Below are 21,933 nucleotides of genomic sequence, written 5' to 3' on the forward strand. Positions count from 1 at the left end.
ATTAAGTGAACCATTGATGGCTGTCTTATTTTAAATGCAAAAAATTGAGAAATCGTTAGGTTCTGGATTGATTATTTATTACCAGCTAAAACCAATGGAAAGGAAACGCAGCATTTGGAGGCCGTTTCTATGCCATGTTCCCTATCAAAGGGTAAAGCAGCAATTATATGTCGTGCATCGACTAGTACTAGCCTACGCTCATGACTGCTGTTTTTTTTGGGGGTACTCCCTGGTATTTGAACATTACAGGCATATCCTTTTTTAATTTAATGACTTCAGAGGTCTTTAACACAGTTGCTGCTTTATATGTTTGAGCTTCACCACTCAAATTAGACTCGATAGTAAAAATATAGAAATGGTCAAAATTATTGGTAGTTGATGTTTGTTTCCATTCTTTTAATTTTCCTGTTGCTAATTCGCCGTTCCAGTTGTCTCTTGCAACCCAATTTCTTATTTCACTAAAATCTTCCTTCTGTCCCTTTAATCCTCTGAGACAGATGAAGATGAATATCAACATTACACCTAACGCAATAGGGCCTGAGTGTTCAGAAAGAAAATTCATATTCATCATTAATCAACAAGATGTATCTGTTATGCTCACGCGATTCCCATCAAACTATTTATGTTCTATAGTAAGTGATTAGTGTAATCATACATAGCGAGTGCTATTAGTCTGAATACTTAATTCATTTTCCAATTCGCACAACAGCCATCCTATTTCCTTTTCCTATCTTAACAACAATTGGAAGCCCTTTGACCAAGAGATGCATTTGCCCTGGGGAAATTAAAGCTTTGGCTGATCGTAATTTAGACTCTCCATCGATATAAAAAAATATATCATAGAAAAAATCAATGCCATGACGAATGTTAGTTTGGCGCCATGAGTTTATTGTAGACTGGTATAGCTCACCTTCCCACTTTTCACGCTCTAAAAAAACCCTTGCATCTTTAAATTGTGACGCACCACCTCTAAAAGAAAAAAAAATTGCAATGATGAATGCCAGAGTTAGGGAAAGACCAATTAAGACAGAAATCATTTCGAATGTGGACATATTTTCAAGCCAATGTTTGAAAGACATTGAATAACCCTCATTATGTTATGATGAATAATGCATTGTTACTGATGGTTGTAATGGTGTTATTAATTTGAGTCAGGGTGAGATTAACGGTAGTGGCATTGTTTTCAGTTTTAAAAAGCGTTTTTGACCAATCTTTCAGTTTAAATGAACTCGTCGCTAAAGATACTGAGTTTGATAGTAGTGAAGCACTGTTTGCTATGCCAGATATTGCAACGTTATGACCAGTAAAACTCTCATTAAACAAAGTCACGGATGTTGAGTTGAATTTGGGTTTAAATAATGCAGAGGGAGCATTCATTTCAATTCCAGTTTCACTTTTAATAGTAATCAGGTTTGGACTGGAAATTGTAACCGTGCCGCTTTCTACATGTTGCGTCCAGTCTCCAGTTTTAACATTGATGCGAAGACCTCCTTCGATGGATTCATCTTTTCCTGAACCTTTAATTTTTGTTTTTAACCCTTTAACGATAGTTTCCTCGTACCCCCCAGAAATATGATACCTCTCATTACCATTAACTGTAGTTTCTCGATTGTCGTTAATGTTGTTAATTTCACCACCATCGAGAATGGTAAAATTACGACCTTTAGATATAGTTGTTTTTTCCCCCTTGTGAAAATTGTTAGTTACCATGCCAACAATATTAACAGTGCGCTTAGCATTGAAATTAAATGTAGCATCCTGTCCAACACTATGGTCTTCAGTTTTGTTAATCACCGTTTTACGGCAACCATCAATATTGACATGTTTATCATTCTCTACCGAGATCTTCATATCTTTCTCTGAATGCATCTCGACGGATTCATTGCCCGGATTATCTTCGAAGAACAAGAAACTGCTGTTATCAATATTCCCATCCTTACTCCGCGTCATAAAGCCCATCCGGGTGGCGTCGCCGGGGAGATCCCATGGCGGCATGCTGGCTTCATTATACACACGTCCGGTGACGATCGGGCGGTCAGGATCGCCGTTGATAAAATCAATGACCACTTCATCGCCGACGCGGGGAATTTGCACGCCGCCAAAGCCCTGGCCTGCCCAGGCGCTCGACACGCGAACCCAGCAGGAGCTGGTGTCATCGCCTTTGGCGTGGCGGTCCCAGTGAAACTTCACTTTGATGCGGCCATACCTGTCGGTCCAGATGCTTTCCCCTTCAGGCCCAACAACTTTCGCCGTCTGCGGGCCATAGGTTCGCGGCCAGTCGGTTACCTGCGCCGGGCGATAGACTACCGAAGAGGGGATCACTCTAAAATGGATTTGGTGCGAGATATCGCTATTGCCGCCGCTGGCGTAGCTGTTCTCTTCAAACAAGTAATCTGCGGCGGTCGTCAAATATTCGCCATTATCGCTAAAGAATGGCGCATTAGTTAGGGTAAACGTTGCGCCGGGAGCGATGCCTACCGCGGTGGCGGACGCCTGGATCTGCTGATGTTCAACCTGCCAGCGCTCCTGGCGGATACGCGCGTAGAATTCACCGTGTCCGTGATCGACAAACCGCCCCGGCCAGTCGTACACGTCGATACTGCCCGGCGAGGGCGATGCCGGGTTCTGCCGCGCCTGAAACAGCCAGGCGTTAGGTTTACGGAAATCATAGTCATCGAGGCTGTAAATCCCCGGCGTCACGCTATCTTCCAGCGCCCACTGACCGATCCCCTCTTCAGTGGTAATACCGCCCGATGCCGTCTGGTGGTAGGGAATGGTTTCATAGCCGCTTACCGGTTGATGCTGGGTGGCTGAATCGGTCAGAACCATCGTATGTTTACCCGCCTCGTGACGGAAATGGTAGGCAATCCCCTCCAGCTCCATCAGGCGGCTGATAAAGGCGAAACTACTTTCCTGATACTGGACGCAGTAATCCCAGACGCGGTAACTGCCGTTCAGCTTATCCTCAACGTTGACCTGATATTCACTCAGCAACGTATTAATGATCTGCGGTACCGTCTGCCCCTGGAATATACGCAGGTTGCGGTCGCGTTTCATCGGCCATAAGTCGGGTTCAACGGTCAGTTGGTAAGCGGCGTAGCGGATACCGCTCAGTTCAACGGCGCTCACCGCCACGCGGGTAATTTTACCGTTGAAATAACGCGAACTCAGCGCGTTTTGCGTCGGAATGGTCACGGTGACCGGCTGGCCAAGCAGCTTGCTGCGATCCAGACGCGCATCGCTGCCAAGCAGCGTTAAGCTGAGCTCGAACATTTCCGACATGGCTTCATGTCCGCTGAGTTTCCAGAAAAGCAGCCCCTCAACGGGGAGCTGAACGGTGATCCTGTTAGACATAATATTATTCCATTCAGGGGGATACAGTTTGTGCAGCGCTAGCTGCGCGTTAACAGTGGGTTCGGCAGATCGACCAGCACCTGTTGCGGGTCAAGGCGCAAGTAGCGTAACGGAATCGGCTTTCCCGGTTGAAAGTTTTGGATACGCGTAATATCAATAACGATATCCCGCTGACCGGTCAGCAATTCACCTTTTTCGTTAACGTAATTAAAATCGACGCTAATATTAATAAACCCGGAATTACCGCCCGAGCGGCTTCTCACATTTGTGATGGTGCCAGACACCGCAACGCCATCATTGTGGATAGCCGCTTTGAGTTTTTTATTTTTCGCATCGCGAATCAGTAATGACGCAAAAATATAAATAAACAGTAGGGCCACGGCCAGAACGATTACGTTAGTAAAAACACTCATTTTCCACTCGTCAGTTTTGGCTTATCGTTAATATCTCTTACAAACACAATGGCGTTATCTTTTGGATCTAGTTTTGCCTCATAAGTCACTCCGACCTGCCAGGCATCGAGGGTAATGAGCAAAACCGTTTCCTGGTGCTTTTCCACAAGCCACGTTTTTCCATTATTTAAATCCTGTACCCGCAGATCCATATCAATGACAGGATTGTTGTTGATAAATAATCCGGTTTGCCGCATTGCGAGTATCGTAACCTGGATATCGTTCCCGTTTTCGATAATCCGCTGCTCCCGCCGTTGCGAGTTTTTTACTATGCGGTTGGCAAGGTAAAAACCAATGAAAATAATAACCAGCGTCAATACTGCGTTGATAATCCAGCCTGGCGTCATTAAACACTCCTTGTTGACCAGTGATTAGCCACCCGCCGTGCATTTTTGGCGGGTGGATTTCGCGCTCTATTGCGCCATCTAGCTCGATGGATTAATAAGCCAGGTTCCCGGTTTGGCGATCTCCAGCGTCTGCTCGCGGGTTTGTCCATTACCCTGCAGGGTAATTTCATAATGTCCCGGCGCCAGTTTCAGCGAGGCGAAGCCGTTTGTGGCCGGTTGCGTATTATGAGGTTCACCATTGAGTTTAAGCTTTTCCCCTTCCCGCATGCGCACGTAAACCTGAGCAACAGGCGCCGCCGCGGCGGCAGGTTTGCTCTCTTGAACAGCAACGGGCGGAGCGGGCTGCGCGTTAGCGGTCTGCGTTGGTACCGGCGGCGTAACCGCCGCTGGCGGCTGGGTGCTGGCGCTCTGTGCTGGTTGCGTCTCGCTGCCGCCGCCGCTGAACAGCATACCGCCGGCAATAATGCCGACCAGTACGCCTGCGGCGACCATCCCCGGAACCTTATAGCGCCGCCAGTCTGTCATGGCCGGCGCCTGTTCTTCCTCTTCGACCAGCGCCAGCATGGTGCCGGTTTTTTTGACCGACAAGACGTCATCGATACTGGACACCGGCATTTCAATCAGCTCGGCGAACGCGTCGATTGACTGGGGACGATCTTCCACCCGCAGCGCCAGAGCTTTATCCACCGCCTGTAGCAGCGGCAGCGAGTAACCCGCCGGCTTCAGTTCCGCCAGCGGCTGATAGTTGTCCTGAATACTCCGCACCACGCTCACCGGCGGCGGTGAACCCACGATCAGCGTATGCAGCACAGCGCCGACGGCATAAATATCGGTCCAGGCGCCCTGTTCGCTGTCATTATCGTCGGTATACTGCTCGATAGGCGCATAACCCGGGCGCAGCATAGTTTCGGTTTCGTCGGAGAGATTACCGATGGTCCGGCGCGCCGAACCGAAATCGAGTAGCACCGGCAGGCCGTTATCCTGGATCTGGATATTTTCCGGTGAGATATCACGGTGCAAATAGCCGGCGTCGTGAATGGTTTTAATGGCGCCGAATAGCATCGGCAGCATCCGGCGGATCCATGCCTCATCGATGAGGTTTGGCTGCTGCTCGCGCAGGCGGCTCAAGGTGGTGCCGCTATAAAACAGCGTGCCCATATAGGCGGTGTCGTTCTGAACCCAAAAGCGCAGCACGTGCAGCAAGTTGGGATGATTAAAGCGCGCCAGCAGCCGCGCCTCCTGGATAAAGCTGTTTAATCCGGCGGAGAACGCTTTGCTGAAGCGCTCGCTACGCAGTATCAGGGTCATATCTTCGTTACGTACCGCCAGCGACGAAGGCATAAACTCTTTTATCGCGATGGTACGTTCCAGCTGATGGTCCCAGGCGCGATACACAATGCCGAAACCGCCGCCGCCAATCACTTCCTTTATTTCAAATTCGTTAAAACGATACCCGACCGGCAGCGCGTTCAGGACAGTCCGATTGTTTTCGTGATCCGTCATCTTAAGACTCACTTTCTGATGGTGTTACGCGGCAAACTGACAATGAAACTCGCCTTGCGCATAGCTGATGCGCAGTTGCGTAAACTGCTCATCGTTACGGTTGGCGGTTAACAGAATTTGGCTCATCTGCGGCAGCAGCGTGTTGGTCAGAATCGCATCGACCATACGTCCGCCGGATTCCACTTCGGTACAACGCTGAACCACCTGCTCGACGACGCTGTCGTCAATCTCGCAGACAATGTTGTGATTGTCCTGCAGACGGCGCTGAATACGCGCCAGCTGCAGACGCACGATTTGCCCCAGCATCGCATCGCTCAGCGGGTAGTACGGCACCACCAACAGGCGACCAAGCAGCGCTGGCGGGAAGACCTGTAACAGCGGCTGACGCAGCGCGCCGCTCAGCGCTTCCGGCTCGGGCATCAGATCCGGATCGGCGCACATAGCGCTAATCAACTCGGTACCGACGTTAGACGTTAAGATAATGATTGTGTTGCGGAAATCGATATGGCGGCCTTCACCGTCTTCCATCCATCCTTTATCAAACACCTGGAAGAAGATTTCGTGCACGTCCGGATGCGCCTTCTCGATTTCATCCAGCAGCACCACGCTATACGGGCGGCGGCGTACCGCTTCAGTCAGCACCCCGCCTTCTCCGTAACCCACGTAACCCGGCGGCGCGCCCTTCAGGGTCGAGACGGTATGCGCCTCCTGGAACTCACTCATGTTGATGGTGATAACGTTCTGTTCGCCGCCGTACAGCGCTTCTGCCAGCGCCAGCGCGGTTTCGGTCTTACCTACGCCGGATGGCCCGCAAAGCATAAAGACCCCGACCGGCTTATTGGGATCGTCGAGCCGCGCGCGTGAAGTGCGCACACGTTTGGCGATCAGATCCAGCCCGTGGCGTTGGCCAATCACTCGCTGGTTGAGCGTGTCGGCCAGGCTCAGTACGGCGTCAATTTCATTTTTGACCATCCGCCCCAGCGGAATGCCGGTCCAGTCAGCGACCACCGCCGCCACTACGTTCTCATCTACCGCCGCGAACAGCAGCGGCATCTCACCCTGCAGGGTTTTTAGCGCCAGCTGTTTTTCATTAAGCGTCTGGCGCAGCGCCGGCTCGGCGTCGTCATCAGCCTCCTGCAATTGCGCGCGCAACGCGATGACTTCATCAACCAACGCGCGTTCCTGCTCCCAGCGACGACTCAAGGTATCGCGTTCGGTTTCCTGCTGCTGACGCGCCTGCTTGAGTTGCTCAATGCGCTGAGCATCGCCAATCGCCACCCGGTTCTCGCGTTGGGCAATCTCCAGTTCCACATCCAGGGCGGCAATGCGCTGCAGGCAATCTTCCAACTGCGGCGGCGGCGCGCTTTGGCTGACGGCGACGCGGGCGCAGGCGGTATCCAGCAACGCGACCGCTTTATCCGGCAACTGCCGCGCGGGAATATAACGATGCGACAGCTTCACCGCCGCGTTAACCGCTTCATCAAGCAGCAGCACCCGATGGTGTTTCTCCAGCGGCGATACAGTACTGCGCAGCATCAGCAACGCTTTCTCTTCATCCGGCTCGTGGATTTGCACCGTCTGGAAACGGCGGGTCAGCGCCGGATCTTTTTCAATATATTTTTTGTACTCCGCCCAGGTGGTCGCGCCGATGGTGCGTAACTGTCCGCGCGCCAGCGCCGGTTTCAGCAGGTTCGCCGCATCGCCGGTGCCCTGCTGGCCGCCTGCGCCAATCAGGGTGTGGATCTCGTCGATAAACAGCACGATCGGCGTCGGGCTGGATTGCACTTCGTTAATTAACGCCTGAAGACGGGCTTCAAATTCGCCTTTCATGCCCGCACCGGCCTGCAGCATACCGATGTCCAGCAGCCACAGCTCAATATTACGCAACGGCTGCGGAACATCGCCTGCGGCGATCCGCCGCGCCAGCCCTTCCACCACCGCGGTTTTACCGACGCCGGCTTCCCCGGTCAGCAGCGGGTTGTTCTGCCTGCGGCGCATCAGGATATCCACCATCTGGCGGATCTCTTCATCGCGGCCAACCACCGGATCGATTTTGCCCTCCTGCGCCCGCAGGGTCAGGTTCTGTCCGTACTGGGCCAACGTACCCTGCGCCGTCGGCGTCGCGCCCGTGTTGGCCGCCTCCACCGCCGCCTGCTGGCTCTCTTTACTGGCGGCCAGCAACGTCTCAAAGCTCTCACTCAAGGCATCGACATTGATTTTGCTAAACTGCGGCGAAATGCCTTTCAGAACGTTAGCCAGATTCCAGGTTTTCAGCAGCCCTATTAACAAATGGCCGCCGCGGATGCGGTTGACGCCATATTTCAGCGAGCCATAAACCCACGCGCGTTCGACGGCGCTATCGATATGCTCAGAAAGGTCGGAGACCGAGCTGGCGCCGCGCGGCAGCGCATCCAGGGCCGCGATGATATCGCGGGTCAGCGCCTGCTCATCAAGGGCGAAATGGCGGATAATGTGTTGCAGATCGCCGTCCTGCTGTTGCATCAGCTGATGCAGCCAGTGCACCAGCTCAACGTAAGGGTTGCCGCGCAGTTTACAAAAGGCGGCTGCGCTTTCCAGCGAGGTAAACAACAGCGTATCCAGTTTGCCGAAGAGTACGGCACGGCTGATTTCTGACATGTTCGGTTCCATTGATAACATTAATAAAGGTGTCAGAGAGCAGACAACATCAGGCGTCGCTCTGCTCCACGCTAAACACTAAATCGCCACGCGGCGCGGGGGCTGGCTGGTGGCCAAGCCAGGTGCTGTAACCCAGTTTGCCGTCGCCGCTGAGGACCGTACCGGGTATTTCATCGCCGCGGATAAGTACCCTGACATCCCATGCATATTCGATCCCAAGATACTGGCGGATCCAGTCGCGTAATTCGTTTACCGCGTTTTCGCCCGGCAGAAAACGGGCGTATTCGGCGGCGCTAAGCGGGCCGATTTCAAGGCGGAATTTATGCTGAACATCGCGTACCGCGACGCCGAGAAACGCCGAGACGCCCAGGCGAGGTAAACGCCTTCCCGCCCCCAGTTGCGCTTGTTCTCGCGAGGTCAGCGGCATCCATTGCGGCACGTTGCTGATAATGTTGACCGGGACTTTGAAGTAATTTCGCAGGATCTTCTCCAGCCCTTCCGGATCCCGACCATGGCGGCTGAGATGGCCTGCGTGGGTGAAACGCGCATGCGGGCTCAGGTCGCCCTTCTCCAGTTGCCCCGGCTGGCCCATGCCGATGAGTGAGGCGAGATAGCGCTCAAAGCGGCGGTTGTCCGCACGGTCTAACGATACCGTTGGCTGCGCGTCGGCCCAGGCGCGGTAGAACAGTAGCGTCAGGCGGTGATGAAAGAGATCGGCAAAAGCGCTCAGGCTGTCGTCCTGATGATGATGAATACGCTCGCGGGCGTATTCGGTCATATGAACCGGCAGCGGGCCATTAGGGCCGAACAGACCGAAGCTGAGAATCGATATCTCATGCACCGCGCTATTTGCCCGTTTTTGCGCGCTGGCCAGCGTCGCGGGGGCAAACCCCATTGATGGCGTTTGCCCGATGCGCAGCGATTCAAATTTCGGCAGCGGCGCGCGCCCAAGCGGATAACGTTCGCCCCCTTGTGCGTCAATGCGGCGCAGCAGATGAAAAAGATCGTAGCGCCAGGGCGCGGCGGTAACCTCGCGCCAGAAAACGTCCGCCAGCGGCGTCAGGCGATGAATGGTAGCCAACGTGTCACTCATATCAGCGCCCTTTTCCCCATTCGCGGCGCCCAGTAACCGATTTCGCCGCGCTGCTGGCTACATAAGGTGAATTCGGTAAAGCTGTTGAGCGACACCAGCCGGGCAAAGACCCGTTCCAGTACGCTGCCAAACAGCCACGGGCTGGCGCCGGAAAAAGCGCGTTCATCAACGGTTAAGGTAATGCCAATACCGCGGGCGAAGACGATTGGCCCCGGCTCCGGCACCCGGCGATGAACCGGCTCCAGCACGCAGTGGCGTACCCCTTCGATTTGGCGGGCCACGGCGGTCTCCGCCAGCCCGGCATACAGCCCAAGCAACTGGCGCAGCGCTGCTGCGCCTTCGCCATTTTCACCGTCCATCAGACTGAGATAGTTCATCTGCAGCTGGCTTATCAGCCGCCAGGTGCTGAGCCCTTCCGCCAGCGCCGGTCGCGGCGGCGTCGGGCCGCTACGCATTTTCAATGTTTTTACCGGTAGCGAATCCGCCAGCACGAATTGCCCCAGCTCCTGTTGTAGCATCAACGGCAGGTCGCGGCTGGTGCACAGCACCTCGGCGGTGATGTAACGCAGATCTTCCTGCCACGGCGCATGCTGCTCATCGACCAGTGAGACAAAGGTCTCAGAGCCGGTATAGCCGGTGCGCGTGCCATAGCGCAGCGCGTGTTCGGAAAGCACCCGCTGTTCGCGGCGCAGTGAAAAATAAGCGCCGTAATCTCCGGCATCCTTGCTCCATGAACTCCAGAATGGACGGAACTCGCGATCGTCGCGGTGGCCATCGGCGCTGCCGTGAATTTTACTCACCGAATAGATTTCGTAGTCCAGCGGGCGGATGTTATCGACCACCAGATGGTATTCATGTTGGCTGTCGCTCAACGACTGGCGGGCGGCGATTTTCGGAAACAGGTTAATCACCGGCGTGCAGTGCAACGCGAAGTGGTTAGCTTCCACCACTTGTTCCAGGCGGTCGTCGGTTTTATCCAGCAGAACAATAATATCGAAGGATTTTTCTTCCTTGCACTGGCCGATTAACTTGCTGAGGCCGTTAATACTGATAAAGCGGAAGCGCGCCGGGAAGGCAAAGTATTCGTGCAGCAACCGGTAGCCGTCAAAATTGCGAAGATCTTCCGGTAGCAGCGCCTGATTGGCGGCGAATCCCTCTTGTTGTATAGCCTCTTCGCTCAGCGAAAAACGCAGCGGATCGCGCCCGGTGGTCTGGCACACCACGCCGACCTGGTGGGCAAGAATCAGCTCCAGCAGGCGCAGCGCCTCAATATCCGGGCCGCTTAAGAAAAACGCCAGCCGGTCAAAGGTCAGATGGCCAAGATGTTGAGCCCCTTCACAGCTTATACGCAGGCGCAAAGCGCTGACGGCGCCGCGCTGGCTGAGCCCAAGCGCGGCCAGCGGCACATCGGCGGGGATCCCGCCAAGTTCGGCTTTCTCAATACGCAGCGGCAACAGCGTGACATCGTGCGCGGTGGTGTAGCTACAGGTGACGCCGTTTTTCTTCAGTACCTGGCTGTCCATCATCGTACCGCGCGGCACCACGAAACCTTTACTCAGATCGCCTTTATTGATGTCCGGCTGCAGTTCGGCTATCGCCATCGACGGCGTAGGCGCCAGATAATTGGGCGCGATCATCTCCAGCAGACGTTGTGAAAAGCGCGGGAATTCGGCGTCCATTTTTAGCTGCACGCGGGAAGTCAGAAAGGCAAACCCCTCCATCATCCGCTCAACGTAAGGATCGGCGACCTCAATACCGCGCATGCCCAACCTGCCGGCAACCTTCGGATAGCGTTCGGCGAATTCAGCGCCCATCTCACGCAGATAGGCCAGCTCGCGGTTGTAATATTCAAGCAGTTTGCCTTCCATCGTTACCCCGCGTCTTTCAGTTCAAAGTGGCCATTTTCAAGATCCACATCGGTACGGAACAGAAACTCTAATGGATACGGTACGCACCACAGCCGCCCTTTAATTTCAATCGACAGGACGTTATGTAAATCCAGTGACTGGGTATCAGAAATACAGCGGACCTGAAGCCCCTGCGGTAGAATGCGCGGCTCGAAGCTGATAATCGCCTCGGTAAGTTTGCGCTGAATATCCTGCCATTCAATATCCGACATCCGTTTCCCGGCCAGCGGCGCGACGCCGAAATTAACCACCGAACGGCGCACGTGCGCCAGCGCGTCCAACGCCTGCGGATCGTCATGATTGATGGTATTAAACAGCCACTGCAGATCGCGCAGCACGTGACGGCGCAGCGTACTGTGGGTGATCAGGTTGCTGTTAAGCGGCTCCGATTTTTTCTGCGGCTGATTATCGGTCAGGCGGTCGAGCAGCGACGGCTGCATCTTATCGCGGGCGCCAATGGTCTCTTGTTTGCTACGCGCCTGCCAGCCGCTGCGCAGCGCGTCACCGTCGCGTACCGGTTTGTTCATGCAAAACTCACCACGTCGAGAGAGAGAATCGGGAATTCATCGTTATCGTTAAGCCACACTTTCTGCCCATGGCCCTGATACAGCGCGCCTTCGTCGTCCAGCGGCTGCCACTCGGTGGCGCGGCCCAACTGGAAGCGTGCTTCCGCCTGCGGCGTGACAGGGTAACGCGCGGGGATCTGACACACCTGCTCGCTTCCATCGGTCAGGCGCACCAGCGCATGGCGCCACACCAGATCGGTGACACTCGCCGGGGCCTGAAAACGAATTTCGGCGATAGCGGCGAACGGCAGCCAGCAATACCGGCCATTGACGATAAGTTCGCAAACCGGGCCCAGACGCGCGTCGCCGTCCATCAACCAGTGAAAAGCGACCGCGGGGGTATCCGCCTGATTGAGATTGCCAGGATTAAGGGGCGCCTGTTCAAAGGCGGCCAGCCGCTGTCGCTGGGCGGTTTCTGAATCGGAACAAAGCGCGGAGGCCAGCGCAGACAGCCACGGCCACTGGCTGTCCGGCATCTGCGGGCGGGCGCTGCCGGCAAATACCGCATCGCGCTGCTGCTCGCCCTGAATGCTCTGTTCCAGCAGGGTGACCGTTGGCCGGGCCTGCGGCTTCAGCGCCAGCCAGCTTTTTAGCTGCGCCAACGCGCGCGTCCAGTTACCGCTCAGACATAGAAACTGGACGAACGCCGCACGTAAATCGGCATCGGCGGGACGGCTTTTGATCTCGCTTTCCAGGCGCTGCAGCGCCGCGCCGACGCTTTCGCCAGCCAGCTGTTGATATAGCGTGTTCATCGTCGCTCCTTAGTTTGCCGCGCGCCATGCGCCGGCCGCCGGGTTACGCAGCAGCGGGTGCAGGCCGTCGATCAGCACAACGTTGAGTTTAATATCCGGCGCCAGCCACGGTGTCCAGACGCTACGCGCCGCCTCTATCCGCGCCTGTAGACGCGACGGATCGTTGGCCAGTTCCTGGGACATTTCGATAGCCAGCGTGCCGGTCATCTGCCAACCGTTTTGCCCGGCGACATAGGGCAGGATCATCCAGCTTTGTTGAGCGTTTTCATTGCTGACTACCATGCGTTGATTATTGACCGCGGTGATGAGTAGTTTTTTGGGGTCAGCGGCGGCATTGAGACCCAGGACCGGGAAACCGTGTACGAAGGTCACGGTGCTCTGCTTTTCTTTACCGTTAACGGATTGAGTGATGACGGTGCGACCGCTCAGCCAGCCGCCCTTTTCGCAACTACCGGATTCAACGGCGGGGATGAATAAGGCGGCGGCGTTTTCCTGCCAGAAGGTGCGCAGTCGACAGCCGCCCTGCAATGTGAACTCCTGCCACGGCGTGCGGTCGGCGGCGGGAGACAGTTTTTCCGCCTTCTCTTCCGGCGGCAGCCAGGCTGGCGCGACGGGCTTTTCCGCCGCCGCGGCGGTCTCGGCGGGCGCGACTTTTACCGCCCATTTTTTGTTTTTCGCCGCGCTTCCCTGGGCAATATGCCCATTGTTAGCGTCAACCAGCGTCCAGTTCAGCTGCTGTAAACGCGAACACTGATGCTCCATTAACGCGCCGACGCGTGGCAGGAAGTTATCCAGTATCTTAACGTTCTTGTTACCGTTGGCGACGATGCGTAGCGCCACTTCATTAGCGCACCAGCTCTGCGCGGTATTACCCTTGATGTTATCGATCCAGACATCCAGTTTTTGCGAAGGCGATTGCACGATACGGTAGTTTTCCGCCTGTGCGACGCCGGTGGCGGCAAATAGTGCCGCACCCAATATCCAATGTTTCATAAAAATCCTTCTTAGCCTGTCTCAATCCCGCAGGGGGAAAAATTGCGCGGCGTCGGCCAGCGAGTGCAGCAGCGTCGCCTCTTCCGGACTGCCCATCCATACCGCGACGGCGCTGTAGTTGTCTTGCGAAGCCTGGTCGCCGTCATTGTTTCTCTGAAGATACTGATTCATCAGGGTTAACCACTCCTGCGGGGTATTAACCATCTGCAGGGAGGATTTCATCTGCTCTTCGCCGACGCCGTGCCAGAAACCGTCGGTACAGAGCAAAAAGGCATCGCCGTCTTCGACCGGCACCACATCGCTATAGCTGGCTTCCGCACCGTCGCTGGCCATGCCTAACGCTCGGTACAGCAGGTTGCTGTTAATATCGTCGGTCTGATGTCCGGCATCTTTCATCTGTTGGACCAGACTGTGGTCAGTGGTGACGTGGTACAGCCAGCCGCGGCGAAACAGGTATAACCGGCTATCGCCGGCGTGGGCCCAATAGGCCAGCTTATAATCGCGATCGATAAACAGGCTCACCAGCGTGGTGCCCATTCGCCGATAATCCGGCGTCGCCTGCTGTTGCTGGAGAATGGCGCCGTTGGCCTGCTGTACATACTGGCGAATGGTCTGGGCGTTCAGATGATTATCGCCGTCAAACCGATCCAGAATCGCGTTGCGCGCCAGTTCCGCCGCCACCTCGCCGCCGGGCAACCCGGCAATGCCGTCGCAGACCACAAAGCAGGCGGAGCGCTCACCGACGCATTCGCCGGTCTGATCCTGATTGCTGGCGCGCGTTCCCTGGCGGGAAAGAGAAGCCGTGGTAATGTCCATTATTCTTCCGATCCGCTCTGTGAGTCTTTGTACTGATTCACTTCCATGTCATAGGCATAGAGGAACGCTTCGCCAAACAGGGTGTGGAAATCGTCTTCAATTTCCCCGGCGGTTTCGCCGTAGGTACGGACAAAATAGTCCCATAACGCCGCTTTGCGGCTGGCCGGAAGCGCCAGGCGCGAAGTATGGCCATCGCGCTTAGCCTCTTCTTCCAGCTGCTCGGGATTAAAGGACTGCAGCATCGCGGCAATAATGGCGCGGATCCCCGAGATCATCCCTAACTGATGGGCCTGCAGGTCAATCAACGCATCGCGTACCGATTTTTTCGGCGGCATAAAGCCCGGCATCCGCGCGCCGAACATCTGCATCAGCACGGTTTTCCCGGAAGGCAACAGCTTGAACGGGTTATTGGCGTCGTCCAGTACCATGGTCATATCGGCTTTGACGCCGCGTTTGAGGATCGAACGCGAAGAGAGCAGCGCGACGGTTCCCTGCGAAAACATGCTCAGCATTTGGCCAAGCTGTCGCATATTCTCTTTGTCGAACTGCGGCACCGGCTGCATATCACCGAGCCCCATGCCTTCCAGTAAGGCTTCCAGTAGCTCTCCCTGCAGCACTTCGCCGTTACCCGGCTGCGGCGTGCTGGTCGCCTGATGTTCATGACGTACGGGATCGATACGCAAGCGCCCTTTTGGCGTTTGGGCGGCTTGCCGCGCCACGGCCTGCGGCGTCGGTAAGGTTATTTCCGGCGCTTCTTCGCGCGCTGCCGCGGGCGGCTCCTGCGGCGGCTGGGTCATTAATAATGGCGAATCAAAAGCGGCATCAGGCTCGTCGGCAACCGTTTTAGCAGGCTCTTCGTTGCTGAAGGCATCTACCGATGTCAGCGGCGCGCCGCCCATTAGCCCCAGCGGATCGTCATGACGCGCGGTTTTGGCGCTGGCGTCGCCGCCAAAGAGCGCCAGCGGATCCAATTCTGCCTGCGGCTCATCGGCGACAGGCTGAGCCGGTTTTTCAACTGGCGGCACCAGCGTCGTTGGCGTAACGTCGGCAAAGATACTGTCGCGATCAAATGGGGTGTCATCGGCAAACAGGTCGTCCGTCGCCACCGGTGGGCGCTCAAACAGAGGTTCACTATCAGCGAACATCGCCAGCGGATCTTCCGGATTACGTTCGGCAGGCTTCGGCTCGGCGAAGGGATTCGGCGCATTATCGGCCTGCGGCTTAGCCCGGCTGCTGGAGATGCTGTCGGCAATCGAGAATTCCTGCATCAGGCTATCCCAGATTTCTGACGGTACCGCGGTTGGCGCGGCTTCCGCCACGGTGGGCGCTGCGGATGGCGCTGGTGTCGACGGTTTCGCAGTGACAGGCGGCTGACCGCTCGCCGCCATTCGGCTTATCGGTTGGCTATCCTGCAGCAGATCGCTGACTTCGATGCGATAGTCGTCAATGGCGAGGATATCGCCATCCTGGAGTTCAACCTGACGCCCCCGCTCCAGCGGGATCTCGTTGAGTACCACCCGCGTCACGTTGCCGCGATTGGTAATTTTGCACTCGCCGTCTGCCGCCACGTGAACGATGGCCTGGAGGCGAGAAATGGCGCGGTCGTCATCCGGCAGCACCAGGTTATTGTCCGTGCCGCGCCCAATGGTACCGCCCGGCGCGTAAAAGTCACAGCTGCCCTGCGGGGGCTGATGACCGGCTTTGGTCGAAATAATCGTGAATCGCATAGCCTATTCCTGCTGATATGATTGGCGCACAAACGCTGCCGCTCTCGGAATAAGAACGGCGGCGTTTACGGGCGAGTTATTGATATAATCGATGATCTCTATGCGAATATAATGCTCACCGGTAAAAACCGGGTTCAGGAATTATTCCCTGAACCCGGTGACAGCAATATAATTATGCTTCTTTATTTTCTTTGATATTCCAGCCGGCGCTGCTTTCTGCCCCTTTACCGCCAGCGGAAGTCTGCTCCCAGTACTGCTGTTTCACTTTCGCCGCCTGGAAGGCATAGGTTACGCCAACGGTGTCGCCGTTATCGGCGCCGGTGTACTGAACGGAAGTCACCAGTACATCTTCGAGGGTGATTCGCGCATATTCAACCTGCTGACCACCGGCTTTGCAGACCGAAAGTTCAACTTTGGTCAGGTGCTTGCCGCTGGAGCAGTGCTTCAGAATCGCGGTGGTGGATTTGTCGATCAGCGCATTTACGTGCAGGTCGTTGAAATTCACTTTACCCGCACCGCCACCGCCGCCCACGCTCATATTACCCGGCTGGGATGCGCCCCAGGAAAAAGAGGTAATATCAGTCCAACCGGTGTGATTAGAATCTTTTGATTCACCGGTTACACCCTCGACCTTCAGAAACATATCAATAGCCATAATATCTACTCTTCGTTAATGAAAATTATTGCTTTCGAAAAAGCACTTATACCCTAAATAATTCGAGTTGCAGGAAGGCGGCGACACAGCGAATCCCCAGGAGCTTACTCCAGTAAGTGACTGGGGTGAGCGAGGAAAGCCAACGCACATGCAACTTGAAGTATGACGGGTATATATGGCAAACAGAAAAGCATGGGGCTGAATAAAACCATCCATATTTTACCTCTGCCTCAGAGCAACAGGCTTAAGCCCATTGCTGGTCTTAACACTCATGCTGTGAAATAGCAGGAATGCAAAGTTGAAATTAATGCGGGTTATCCTGACTCCAGGTTTTATTAGGATCACAGATGATTATCTGGGAAGTTAATTTATCCAGTTCCGTACTATGATAAAGGCGCAAACAATTCAAAGTGACGCCCTGAATTGCGGGTTGTCTTTCGGAATGAAAGCCATTGGTGGCACTTTTGTATTGAGCAATAATGGCGTTAATTTTGTCATTACCGTTTTCAATATCGAAAGGCACCCACTCCAGCAACGCATTGCTACTGCGCGCAACATCCACAGAAAACTGACTTTTATCATCGGCTACCTGAGCCAGACAGCGGGATAAAACCACGTCTTTAACAACCTGCTTATAAGGTAGCTGTTTAACAAACAATACCGGGTCGTCCCCGGCATAAGCCGACGCACTGCAAGCAGCAGACTGATAATGATTCTGTTCATGGCAACTCCCAAAAATTGGCTTTGGTTGCTACCTCAATTCCCAAAACCATATTTCTTTGCAGTCGGTGTAGCAATCAGAGTTGCATTGCATCATGTTGTCGCCAGGGAAGCCTCATGACGTTGCTCCCTTTTGGCAAGGCAACTCCTTCGCCAACGCTTCGGTAATCAGCATCGCCGCAGGCTGTTTTTTACGCTCGTCGGGCAGCTTTTTGAAATAGCTGTAGACGCTTTCTCGAAGCGATCCCGGCAGTGCCTGCTGATAACCGCACCAGGCTTTACCTTCTGTTGCATCCATCACGCCAAGCAGATACATATTGGCCTTTAACTGCTGCTGGGTATTGTCTTGCGCCAGCCAGGCCTTGAGAAACTTTTCGCCGCTCAACCGCACATCATTACGTGATAGTTGATTGGGATCGCGCAGTAAATTGGCGGAATCATCAGCCGCCTGGACGACCGTAAATGGCGTCAGCACCGTGAGCAGTCCCAGCGTGCAGAGTGGTAATAATTTCATTTCTTTACCTTCTTCCATGGCGTTGTACCTGCCGGGAGTCGCCTCCCGGCGGCATCATATTACGCTTCCTTGGTTTTCAACGACGGCAGCTTGGAAACCAGACGCAGCGACACGGTAAGCCCTTCCAGCTGGTAGTGCGGACGCAGGAAGAACTTCGCGGTGTAGTAACCCGGGTTGTCTTCGATTTCCGCTACCTGTACTTCCGCGGCCGCCAGCGGTTTGCGCGCTTTGGTCTCCTGCGACGAGTTAGCCGGATCGCCATCGACATAGTTCATCACCCAGTCGTTCAGCCAGCGTTCCATGTCATCGCGCTCGCGGAAGGAGCCGATTTTGTCGCGCACAATGCACTTCAGGTAGTGAGCAAAACGGCAGCAGGCGAACAAGTACGGCAGACGCGCAGCCAGACGGGCGTTAGCCGTGGCGTCGGCATCATGATATTCCGCCGGTTTCTGCAACGACTGCGCGCCGATAAAGGCGGCAAAGTCGGAGTTTTTGCGATGGATCAGCGGCATAAAGCCGTTTTTCGCCAGCTCCGCTTCGCGGCGATCGCTGATGGCGATCTCGGTCGGGCACTTCATGTCCACGCCGCCATCGTCGCTCGGGAAGGTGTGGCAAGGCAGATTTTCCACCGCCCCGCCGGATTCCACGCCGCGAATGGAGGTGCACCAGCCAAACTCTTTGAACGAACGGTTAATGTTCGCCGCCATCGCATACGCCGAGTTGGCCCACGCATAGTTGTTGTGATCCGCGCCGTCGGTCTGCTCTTCAAAATCAAAACTGTCCACCGGGTTGGTTCGAATCCCGTACGGCAGGCGCGACAGGAAGCGCGGCATCACCAGCCCCAGATAACGCGCGTCTTCCGACTCGCGCAGCGAACGCCAGGCGGCGTATTCGGTATTCTGGAAGATTTTGGTGAGGTCGCGCGGGTTCGCCAGCTCCTGCCAGGACTCCATCTGCATCACTTCCGGTGCGGTACCGGTAATAAACGGACAATGCGCAGCCGATCCGATTCGCGCCATTTCGCCCAGTAATTCCACATCCTGCGGACTATGGTCGAAATAGTAATCGCCAACGATGCAACCGAATGGCTCGCCGCCGAACTGGCCGTACTCCTGTTCATAAATTTTCTTAAAGATCGGGCTCTGGTCCCAGCCCACCCCTTTGTAACGCTTCAGAGTGCGCCCCAGCTCCTGCTTGGAGATGCTCATAAAGCGGATTTTCAGCATCTCGTCGGTTTCGCTGTTGTTGACCAGGTAGCTCAGGCCGCGCCATGCGCTTTCCAGTTTCTGGAACTCGTCATGATGCAGGATCTGATTCACCTGCCGCGACAGCTGTTCATCGATACCGGCAATCAGGTTCTGGATGGTGCGATAGGTGTCGTTGGAAAACGTGACGGTGTTCTCCAGCGCCTGCTGCGCGAGGGTTTTTACCGCGCTCTCAACGGCGGAACGCGCCTGGTCGGTTTTCGGGCGAAACTCTTTGTTCAGCAGCGCGCTGAATTCATCCTGGCTAAAGGCCTGGCTGGACTGCTGCTCATTTTGTTGAGTCGGGTTGCTCATCGATTACTCCTCGCTACCTTTCGCACTGTCATCTTGTTTCGGCATCTGGCTCAACGATTTGAGCAGCGTCGGATCCTGCAAAATTTTGGCAATAAGCTCTTCCGCGCCGTTTTTGCCGTCCATATAGGTGAGCAGATTCGAAAGCTGGGTACGGGCTTCCAGCAGTTTGTTCAGCGGCTCCACTTTGCGGGCCACGGCATCCGGCAGGAAGTCGTCCATGCTGTCGAAGGTTAAGTCGACGTTCAGTTTGCCTTCGTTGGTCAGCGTATTGTCGACCTGGAAAGCGACGCGCGGTTTCAGCGCTTTCATACGTTCGTCGAAGTTATCAATGTCGATATCGAGGAACTTACGTTCATCGACCGCCGGTTGGTTGTCGACCGGTTTACCCACCAGATCCGCCATTACCCCCATTACAAACGGAAGCTGGATTTTGCGTTCCGCACCATAAATCTCTACGTCGTACTCGATCTGTACGCGGGGCGCACGGTTGCGTGCGATAAATTTCTGCCCACTTTTACTTATTGCCATGATGTTCTCCATCGAAGATGCGCGGTAAAGGTTGAGCGCCAGACCTTATGCCTGTCGCCATAATGTCCGGACGCGTCAGTCGCGACGTCCAAAAATGTTTTCCAGTTGATGAACGCCGTCCGGCGCTAAATCGCGGATGATGTCCATAAAATCCAGCTCAATCAGCCGCTGTACCCGTTCAATCATCAGCGGCGCGGGGTGACTCGGTTCGTGCTGGGCGAAGTACTGTTTTACTTTTTCCAGCATCTGCTGCGCCTCGGCGCGGCTGCTGATTTGCGCGCTGCGCCAGTCAACGGCAGACGGCGCAAGCGCGTCGGGAATCGCTTGATGTTCACTCACGGCACTCTCCTCGCGGGACGCGTGAAAGGACGAAATATCGGTGATCTGGCAGGCGCCGGCGACGATACCGACGGTCTTCTGCAGTTGTTCCATTTCCGGCACGCCGCTTTCACCCAGACAATCGCTTAATATTTCGCGGATGGTCTGCAAGCGCTGGTGAATGGCGAGGATGGCGTCTATCCCCGGCTGTCCGCCGCGGGCCAGTTCATCAATCAATCGCGAACGGCCGCCGGGATAATCCGCGCATTCGGTTTTACTGCCATCGAGCAGCGCCTGCGCATCGCGCAATAGCAGTTCATCGCCATTACTGCGTAACAGCACGGCATTGCGTAACGCGCTGGTCAGTGCTGATTTATCGCTTAGCCCCGCGAGCGCATTGATGCGGTAAAACGGATCAGTTTCGCCATACTCTTCCAGCAGCGGATAGATAGGCTGCCAGTAAAGCGACAGCGCCTGTTGCACCAGCAGCAGGCCATCCGCGTAACCACTCAGACCGCGGCGTTTTGTCCACGCCTGAGTCAGCGCCAGCATGACGCGCAAATCTTTGGTGCGGCTAAGTAACCCAGCCGCCAGCTTTTCTACCGTCGTCCAGTCAGCGGGTTCCGCCGGGATAATGGTGTCACCGAACTGCTGCTCGGCTTTACCCTGCATCGCTTGTTCCATTGCCTGGAAATCGGCGTCATATTCGAGGTTTTCACCGCAGGGCTGCTCCGCGCTAACCGGAGCAAGGAATTCATCAATATTCATGGCCTACCTGCTTATTCAAACATCGGCGGATACAGACCGTGACGGCCCGGTCTCGCGCCCCCGGCGGGATCAAACAGCAGCGTGAACAGCTGGCCGGTCAAATTACCGCTATGGACGTGGGTATAGAGCGGATAACCATCGGCGCGGTTGGTCCACCAAAAACTGGTCTGACGCTGCGGATCAAAACAGTCCGCCGCCTGCTGCCAGCCAAGGGAGCTTTGCCCATCTTGCTGATAGCCAATCACGTCGAGTATTTCCGAACGCTTTTCCGCCTCTACCAGCTTTGGCGCCGGAATGGCGAGTAGCGCCAGGTCAAGTTGTTCAGCGGAAAAGCCATTACGTACCGCATGCAGCAGCGTTCTGCCCACCTGCTGATACCACTCTCCGGCCTGAGTGAGGATTGAAGGCGACCACTCCAGCGGGTTGAAGGCCATTTGCGCACAGATGGGATACTGGCGGCCTACCCGATCGCGTCCGGGGATCAGACACCCCATCTGTACCATCTGGCCGCTCAACATCGGCGGGACGATAAAATTCCACACCGGCGCGTTGCTGAACTGGCGTTCGCCGCTACGCTGTTGCTCCTGTTGCCAGGCCAACAGCCCCACCTGAAACCATTGCGACCACTGGCGAACCAGCATGTCCGGAAATCGACGTTGTAAAAAATCGCCGGTACTGGGGAGTTTCCCGTACCAGCTCATCGCAGGGGCGTGAGTCATTCGGC

21 protein-coding genes are annotated in these 21,933 nt (G+C 55.2%); all 21 read right to left on the reverse strand.

The annotated features are described in order from the left end of the window. Positions 1-187: 187 nt before the first annotated feature. The gene (locus ABLU80_RS04320; RefSeq protein ID WP_021469585.1) at positions 188-562 is read right to left on the reverse strand and encodes a hypothetical protein; all 375 of its coding nucleotides are present in this window, start codon (positions 560-562) and stop codon (positions 188-190) included. A 124-nt stretch (positions 563-686) separates the two neighbouring features. Continuing rightward, a complete protein-coding gene (locus tag ABLU80_RS04325; protein ID WP_021469584.1) occupies positions 687-1,079 on the reverse strand; it encodes a hypothetical protein in 393 nt (130 codons plus the stop codon). Between the two features lie 13 nt (positions 1,080-1,092). Continuing rightward, positions 1,093-3,354: a type VI secretion system tip protein TssI/VgrG gene (gene tssI / locus ABLU80_RS04330; RefSeq protein WP_348849754.1), complete on the reverse strand. Its 2,262-nt coding sequence runs from the start codon at positions 3,352-3,354 to the stop codon at positions 1,093-1,095. A 38-nt stretch (positions 3,355-3,392) separates the two neighbouring features. Next, complete coding sequence (locus ABLU80_RS04335; RefSeq protein ID WP_045387925.1) at positions 3,393-3,767, reverse strand: DUF3592 domain-containing protein; 375 nt, start codon at positions 3,765-3,767, stop codon at positions 3,393-3,395. Beyond that, positions 3,764-4,153 carry a hypothetical protein gene (locus tag ABLU80_RS04340; RefSeq protein ID WP_049053501.1) on the reverse strand — a complete coding sequence of 130 codons (390 nt, stop codon included), beginning with the start codon at positions 4,151-4,153 and terminating at the stop codon, positions 3,764-3,766. The genes ABLU80_RS04335 and ABLU80_RS04340 overlap by 4 nt, the downstream gene beginning before the upstream one ends. A gap of 78 nt (positions 4,154-4,231) precedes the next feature. After that, on the reverse strand, positions 4,232-5,656 hold the full coding sequence (locus ABLU80_RS04345; protein ID WP_348849755.1) for a serine/threonine-protein kinase: 1,425 nt from the start codon (positions 5,654-5,656) through the stop codon (positions 4,232-4,234). Positions 5,657-5,680: 24 nt separating this feature from the next. Further along, on the reverse strand, positions 5,681-8,293 hold the full coding sequence (gene tssH / locus ABLU80_RS04350; RefSeq protein WP_348849756.1) for a type VI secretion system ATPase TssH: 2,613 nt from the start codon (positions 8,291-8,293) through the stop codon (positions 5,681-5,683). A 49-nt stretch (positions 8,294-8,342) separates the two neighbouring features. Further along, the gene (gene tssG, locus ABLU80_RS04355; RefSeq protein WP_015705450.1) at positions 8,343-9,386 is read right to left on the reverse strand and encodes a type VI secretion system baseplate subunit TssG; all 1,044 of its coding nucleotides are present in this window, start codon (positions 9,384-9,386) and stop codon (positions 8,343-8,345) included. Further along, complete coding sequence (tssF, locus tag ABLU80_RS04360) at positions 9,383-11,254, reverse strand: type VI secretion system baseplate subunit TssF (protein WP_020078759.1); 1,872 nt, start codon at positions 11,252-11,254, stop codon at positions 9,383-9,385. The genes tssG and tssF overlap by 4 nt, the downstream gene beginning before the upstream one ends. A gap of 2 nt (positions 11,255-11,256) precedes the next feature. Next, positions 11,257-11,820, reverse strand: coding sequence for a type VI secretion system baseplate subunit TssE (gene tssE / locus ABLU80_RS04365; protein WP_015366570.1), 564 nt, complete (start codon positions 11,818-11,820; stop codon positions 11,257-11,259). Further along, entirely contained in the window at positions 11,817-12,611 is a 795-nt protein-coding gene (locus tag ABLU80_RS04370; protein WP_049034137.1) for a type VI secretion system accessory protein TagJ, read from the reverse strand. Before ABLU80_RS04370 ends, tssE begins: the two co-directional genes overlap by 4 nt. A 9-nt stretch (positions 12,612-12,620) precedes the next feature. Further along, on the reverse strand, positions 12,621-13,604 hold the full coding sequence (locus tag ABLU80_RS04375) for a hypothetical protein (protein ID WP_348849757.1): 984 nt from the start codon (positions 13,602-13,604) through the stop codon (positions 12,621-12,623). A gap of 21 nt (positions 13,605-13,625) precedes the next feature. Then, complete coding sequence (locus ABLU80_RS04380; RefSeq protein ID WP_015705455.1) at positions 13,626-14,420, reverse strand: protein phosphatase 2C domain-containing protein; 795 nt, start codon at positions 14,418-14,420, stop codon at positions 13,626-13,628. After that, on the reverse strand, positions 14,420-16,147 hold the full coding sequence (tagH, locus tag ABLU80_RS04385; RefSeq protein ID WP_348849758.1) for a type VI secretion system-associated FHA domain protein TagH: 1,728 nt from the start codon (positions 16,145-16,147) through the stop codon (positions 14,420-14,422). Before tagH ends, ABLU80_RS04380 begins: the two co-directional genes overlap by 1 nt. A 172-nt stretch (positions 16,148-16,319) precedes the next feature. Then, entirely contained in the window at positions 16,320-16,802 is a 483-nt protein-coding gene (locus tag ABLU80_RS04390; RefSeq protein WP_015366565.1) for a type VI secretion system tube protein Hcp, read from the reverse strand. A gap of 304 nt (positions 16,803-17,106) precedes the next feature. Continuing rightward, positions 17,107-17,460, reverse strand: coding sequence for a T6SS amidase immunity protein Tai4 family protein (locus tag ABLU80_RS04395; protein WP_230249670.1), 354 nt, complete (start codon positions 17,458-17,460; stop codon positions 17,107-17,109). Between the two features lie 177 nt (positions 17,461-17,637). Beyond that, positions 17,638-18,036: a Rap1a/Tai family immunity protein gene (locus ABLU80_RS04400; protein WP_227505474.1), complete on the reverse strand. Its 399-nt coding sequence runs from the start codon at positions 18,034-18,036 to the stop codon at positions 17,638-17,640. 59 nt (positions 18,037-18,095) lie between these two features. Continuing rightward, the gene (gene tssC, locus ABLU80_RS04405; protein WP_049053513.1) at positions 18,096-19,595 is read right to left on the reverse strand and encodes a type VI secretion system contractile sheath large subunit; all 1,500 of its coding nucleotides are present in this window, start codon (positions 19,593-19,595) and stop codon (positions 18,096-18,098) included. Positions 19,596-19,598: 3 nt separating this feature from the next. Next, the gene (gene tssB, locus ABLU80_RS04410) at positions 19,599-20,123 is read right to left on the reverse strand and encodes a type VI secretion system contractile sheath small subunit (RefSeq protein ID WP_015366559.1); all 525 of its coding nucleotides are present in this window, start codon (positions 20,121-20,123) and stop codon (positions 19,599-19,601) included. A gap of 75 nt (positions 20,124-20,198) precedes the next feature. Continuing rightward, positions 20,199-21,209 carry a type VI secretion system protein TssA gene (gene tssA / locus ABLU80_RS04415; RefSeq protein ID WP_032711670.1) on the reverse strand — a complete coding sequence of 337 codons (1,011 nt, stop codon included), beginning with the start codon at positions 21,207-21,209 and terminating at the stop codon, positions 20,199-20,201. Between the two features lie 11 nt (positions 21,210-21,220). Beyond that, on the reverse strand, positions 21,221-21,928 hold the full coding sequence (gene tagF / locus ABLU80_RS04420; protein WP_348849759.1) for a type VI secretion system-associated protein TagF: 708 nt from the start codon (positions 21,926-21,928) through the stop codon (positions 21,221-21,223). Between the last annotated feature and the right edge of the window lie 5 nt (positions 21,929-21,933).

The organism is Klebsiella sp. CN_Kp104 (assembly GCF_040064515.1).
GTDB classification, from domain to species: Bacteria; Pseudomonadota; Gammaproteobacteria; order Enterobacterales; family Enterobacteriaceae; genus Klebsiella; species Klebsiella aerogenes.